4 protein-coding genes are annotated in these 5,489 nt (G+C 47.1%); all 4 read left to right on the top strand.

The genetic code is table 11. From position 1 onward, the window contains the following. Positions 1 to 2,190 (top strand): preprotein translocase subunit SecA (secA, locus tag Q0369_RS04510; RefSeq protein WP_298096568.1); only part of this gene is annotated, 2,190 nt, incomplete at its 5' end. Between the two features lie 916 nt (positions 2,191 to 3,106). Next, entirely contained in the window at positions 3,107 to 4,297 is a 1,191-nt protein-coding gene (locus tag Q0369_RS04505; protein WP_298096565.1) for an ABC transporter permease, read from the top strand. Between the two features lie 356 nt (positions 4,298 to 4,653). Next, the gene (locus tag Q0369_RS04500; protein ID WP_298096562.1) at positions 4,654 to 4,785 is read left to right on the top strand and encodes a hypothetical protein; all 132 of its coding nucleotides are present in this window, start codon (positions 4,654 to 4,656) and stop codon (positions 4,783 to 4,785) included. A 308-nt stretch (positions 4,786 to 5,093) separates the two neighbouring features. Beyond that, positions 5,094 to 5,489 (top strand): tetrahydrofolate dehydrogenase/cyclohydrolase catalytic domain-containing protein (locus Q0369_RS04495; RefSeq protein WP_298096560.1); only part of this gene is annotated, 396 nt, incomplete at its 3' end.

Raw genomic sequence — 5,489 nt, 5'->3', positions numbered from 1 at the left:
ATGGGCGAGCTATATGAATTTTTAGGGCTTAGTACCGGTGTGATCGTAGGCGGCGAATACGATGACGCCAAGCGCAAGGCTGCATACGCGTGCGACATAACTTATGGCACAAACAACGAGTTTGGCTTTGACTACCTGCGCGATAATATGAAATTTAGCGCGGATGAAAAGGTGCAGCGCGGGCATCATTTCGTAATCGTCGACGAGGTCGATAGTATTTTAATCGACGAAGCACGAACGCCGCTAATCATCTCAGGTCCTACGAACCGCACTCTAGATGGTTACATCAAGGCAAACGAAGTAGCTCGCCAAATGATCCGCGGCGCGGCGCCAGCCGATCCGAAAGGCAAGGCGACGGGTGATTTTACCGTAGATGAGAAAAACCGCGCCGTTTTGATCACGGAGGCAGGAATTTCAAAAGCCGAGAAGCTTTTTGGCGTCGATAATCTCTATAGTCTCGAAAATGCAGTGCTTAGCCACTACCTTGATCAAGCACTTAAGGCGAATTATCTATTTGAAAAGGATGTGCACTACGTCGTGCGCGATGGGCAGGTCATAATCGTGGATGAATTTACGGGTCGTCTTAGCGAGGGCCGCAGATTCAGCGAAGGCTTGCATCAGGCTCTTGAAGCTAAAGAGGGTGTGCAGATCCAAGAGGAGAGCCAAACTCTTGCCGACATTACCTTTCAAAACTACTTCCGCCTTTACGAAAAACTCGCTGGTATGACGGGTACGGCACAGACGGAAGCAACGGAATTTTCTCAAATTTACAAACTCGAAGTAGTCTCTATCCCTACGAACGTGCCGGTTATCAGAAAGGATCAAAACGATCTTATCTACAAGACCGAGCGCGAGAAATTTGACGCCGTCATAAACGAAATTAAACGGCTAAATTCCAAAGGTCAGCCCGTGCTCGTGGGCACGGCGTCGATTGAAAAGAGTGAGAAGCTGCACGAGCTTTTGGTTAAAGAAAACATCGCGCACTCCGTGCTAAATGCCAAAAATCACGAGCGTGAGGCGCAGATCATCAAAGACGCTGGCGTAAAGGGCGCGGTGACGATCGCTACGAATATGGCGGGACGCGGCGTGGATATCCGCATAGACGATGAAGTGCGCGCTTTGGGCGGGCTGTATATTTTAGGTACCGAGCGCCACGAAAGCCGCCGCATCGATAATCAGCTCCGCGGACGAAGCGGGCGACAGGGCGATCCGGGCGAGAGTAGGTTTTTCTTGAGCTTGGAGGATAATCTGCTTAGAATTTTTGGCAGCGACAAGATTAAAAATATCATGGATCGCTTGGGTTTGAAAGACGGCGAGCATATCGAATCAGGCATGGTTTCGCGCGCAGTAGAGAACGCGCAGAAAAAGGTCGAGAGCTTGCACTTTGAAGCGCGTAAAAATATCCTAGAATACGACGACGTCGCAAACGAGCAGCGCAAGACGATCTATAAATATCGCAACGAGCTTTTAGACCCCGACTACGATCTGAAAGATAAAATCATTCAAAACCGCGAGGAGTACATCTCTAGCGTGCTTGAGGAGCTTGAAATTTTCGACGGCGCAAATATCAAAGAGGTAGATAAATTCCCGATTGTCGCCAAAATCGCTCAAGAAACGGGCGAGGTGCTCGAAAACAGCGAGCTTGAGAAGGTCGATGATTTCAAAGAGCTGAAAGAAAAGATCATCGGCGCGCTTGCCGTTTCGTATGAAAACAAGATGGCGCCGATCGATCCGCAGCAGCGCAAAAGTATCGAAAAGATGCTTTATCTGCAGATCGTCGATCGCGACTGGCGTGAGCATCTGTATCAGATGGATATCCTAAAAGCGGGCATCGGACTTCGCGGCTACAACCACAAAGACCCGCTTACGGAGTATAAAAAGGAGAGCTACAATCTTTTTATGGAGCTTGTAATGCGCCTCAAATCCGATAGCATCCGCTTGCTGCATTCAATCCAGTTTAAATCTAGGGAGGAGATCGAAGCCGAGCAGCGTGCGATGCAGGAGCGCATGGAGAGCTCAAACGCCAAAGAACTCGCCGCCGCAAGCACGAATGAAGCGCAGCTAAAGGGCCCCGATGAGTTTGGCGACAAAAAGCCTAAGCGAAACGATCCTTGCCCTTGCGGCAGCGGCAAAAAATACAAAGACTGCCACGGCAAGGGCGGTCCGAAAAAAGGCGGCTTTGCAAGGTAGGCGCGGCGATCGGTCGTAAGTACGCACGATCGGTGATCTTGATTGCGAGCATTGCGCGATCGGCGCTTCTCGACCTTGCTTTTGTATTTAGTGGATTGGTGGTCGAGGGCGGAAAGCGCCATAAAATTTTAAAGAGACTTGATCGCGAGGCGGCACGAACGGTGCGCAAAGCTGCGCGATGGGGCGGAATTTTAGTTTTGAAATTTTAAAATTTCAAAGCGTATTTGGGGGTGCCTTTGGCTACTTGTTTTCGCAGCGCCGTTTCGGCGCGCCGTGCGGCAAAACGCGAACAGCGCGTGATACTTAAATTTAGTGCGCGGCTAGGATACTGCGCGGCATTTGAAATTTTAAATTTATGCGATTATGGGAGAACTTTTTAAGCGAAATCCGCTTTTTAAATTTTAAGAATTTCAAAATTCTAAAGAGTTTTAAATTTCTAAAAATTTTAAAATTTTGAGGCGTTCGAAATTTTAAACTTTAAAATTTAGGTTTAAAATTTCAAAGTTTTGGTAAAGAGGCCTGTTTGGTTTGCCGTGCCCGATATCTCTTGGAACAAATTTTATTGCGTATAAGAGATATTGGCGCGATTTTAAATTTTTAAAACTCGCTGCGGTTTGAAACCGGCTAGCAATCAAGCAAAGTGCAAGAAACAATAGAGTAGAATTCTATCCCGCTGGGAGTTAAGGCTCATCTTCTACTATCTTTAAATTTAACTTCAATTTTGTCCCGTTGGGATTTGAAACATTTCAAGAGTGTTTAAAATTATAGTTCACACCTAGGTAAAATTCTATTTAGTTAAAACTTAGTATTCCAAGGCGTGGAGCCTGTTTTTGGAATTTTAAAATTCCAAAAATACTTAAAATTTCACATAGAATTTAGCGCTAAATTTTATGTGAAATTTTACAAGGACGGCTTTTTGGTAAAGTATTTATTATTCAAATATCTCAGATTCGACCGCTCTCAGCCCTTCATTACGCTTTCGGCGCTGCTTGCGTTCTTGGGCGTCGGCGTAGGGCTTACGGTGCTCATTGTCGCGATGGCGATAATGAACGGCTTTGATAAGGAATTTGAGCGCAAGCTCTTTACGATGAACTACCCGATCACGATCCACAGCCACTTTCGCGGCGGCATTTCAAAAGACGACGTGGAGGGGCTGCGGGCGGACTTTCCCGATCTGATCTTTAGCCCTTACATCAGCTCGCAAGTCATCGCCAAAAGCGGCGAGAAGCTCGAGGGTGGGCTGATTTTCGGCGTAAATTTATACGACGAAAAGCGCATTAATTCCGTCGTCGCAGCAGGCGCCAAAGACGCCAATCTAACGAACTACGGCATCATGATAGGGCGCGGAATCAAAGATGAGTTTATGCTGGATACGGGCGAGAAGATCACGATGATATTTACGAAGAGCGATCCGGGCGGCTTTGCGCTGATCCCTAAGATGAAGCGCTTTGATGTGCGCGCGGATTTCAGCTCGGGGCTGATCGCCTACGACAAGGCGTATTATTACGCAGACGCAAGCGATCTAGCCAAAATTTTAGGCTACGACGAGGGGACTTTCGACGGCGTGCATGTTTTCTCAAACGATCCGTTTAAGGATCTGGAGCGTATCAAAAAAAGCCTTCCCGGCGGCGCTAATGCCGTGGGCTGGTGGCAGCAAAACGGCAATTTTTTCAGCGCCCTTGCGCTTGAAAAACGCGCGCTTTTCATCGTGCTGATGCTAATAATCCTGGTCGCGAGCCTAAATATCGTAAGTTCGCTTCTGATGACCGTGATGAACCGCCGCCAAGAGATCGCGCTTTTACTTAGCCTGGGCGCTAGCAAAAAGGAAGTTAAGAGGACCTTTTTTGCGCTCGGAGCCACGATCGGCGGCGGCGGCATCATATTCGGGCTCATTTTGGGTTTATTCGGCGTGTGGCTACTCGGAAGCTTCGACATCGTAAATCTGCCTGCCGACGTTTACGGAAGCTCGAAACTGCCGATGGAGCTCTCGCTAGGCGATTTGGCGATGATTTTAATCGGCGCAGTCGTTATAGTGGCGCTCTCGTCATGGTACCCGGCCAAAAAAGCCACGCAGATCGACGTGCTACAAACACTGCGCAACGAGTAAATTTAAACGCGGCGCTTTAAAAATTCGGCGAAATTTTAAAATTCCAAAGCGGCGCGGTTGCATTTAGCAGTGTATTTAGCGCGGCATTTCGGCGAGTATGTGACAGAGGCTGCGCAATCTTATACGGCGCGCGTCGCGTAAAATAGCACTAAATACGGTTTACGTCGTTAGAATTTTGATTCTTGCGCGATATTATAAGCTGCGCAAAGCCTAAATTTTGATAAATTTGCGTTGCTCGAATTAGTCAAAATTTTAAATTTCAAAGGGGAGCAAATTTTTATGAGCACTTTTCTAAATTTTTTAAAATTTTGAAACCACTCAAAGATGAAATCATAAAAATTTTGAAAGGATTTATGGTGAAAAAGATCGCTTTATTTCTGTGTACGACGCTGTTTTTGTGCGGCTGCTCCAGGAGCGGACCGCAAGACTCCCCCGCCGAGCAAGATACGGCACCCGGCTACCATTATACAGGCTACTATTACGCATAATGCGTATATTGCGCAACGGGCGCGATACGGATCGTTTAACGGCGAGCAAATAACAAGGTCGTAGTTCTTGCTCAAACAAGGCTTCATTCCGCAATGCAAGCCTTAGCAGCGTTGCAGCCTGAATATAGCGGTGTCAAGGTGTCCATCCGTCTATAATGACGATAAAATTTAGGCTTATTTGAGTAGGCTTAAATTCAGGACGAAATTCTTTTTAAAATTCTTTCAAATTCCCATAAAATCCCGCTGAATAAATCTAAATTTTATAAATTTTAGGGTAACATTTGCCTTATTTTTCAAAAAGGCTTTAAATGACTTTAATCGACGGTAAAAGCATAAGCGCGAAGGTAAAAGATGAGATCAAATCGGCTGCTTCGGGTCTTGCTGCAAAAGGCGTGAAGCCCGCGCTGGCGGTGATTTTGGTAGGCGAGGACGCGGCGAGCAAGACCTATGTCACGAGCAAGGAGAAAGCCTGCGCCGCCTGCGGGATCCGCTCCGTAGCGCACCGCTTGAGCTCCGACGTGAGCGAGGCGGCGCTTTTAGAACTGATAGAAAATTTAAACGAGGACGAAAGCATCGACGGCATCTTGGTGCAGCTGCCGCTTCCGAAGCACATTGATACGAATAAAATTTTAGAAAAAATAAGCCCACAAAAGGACGTGGACGGATTTAGTGCGATAAACGTAGGCAAGCTTACTAGCGGGCTT

This window comes from uncultured Campylobacter sp., from assembly GCF_938030685.1.
In the GTDB taxonomy this organism is placed as follows: Bacteria; Campylobacterota; Campylobacteria; order Campylobacterales; family Campylobacteraceae; genus Campylobacter_B.
This window is presented reverse-complemented; position numbering and strand designations above follow the sequence as displayed.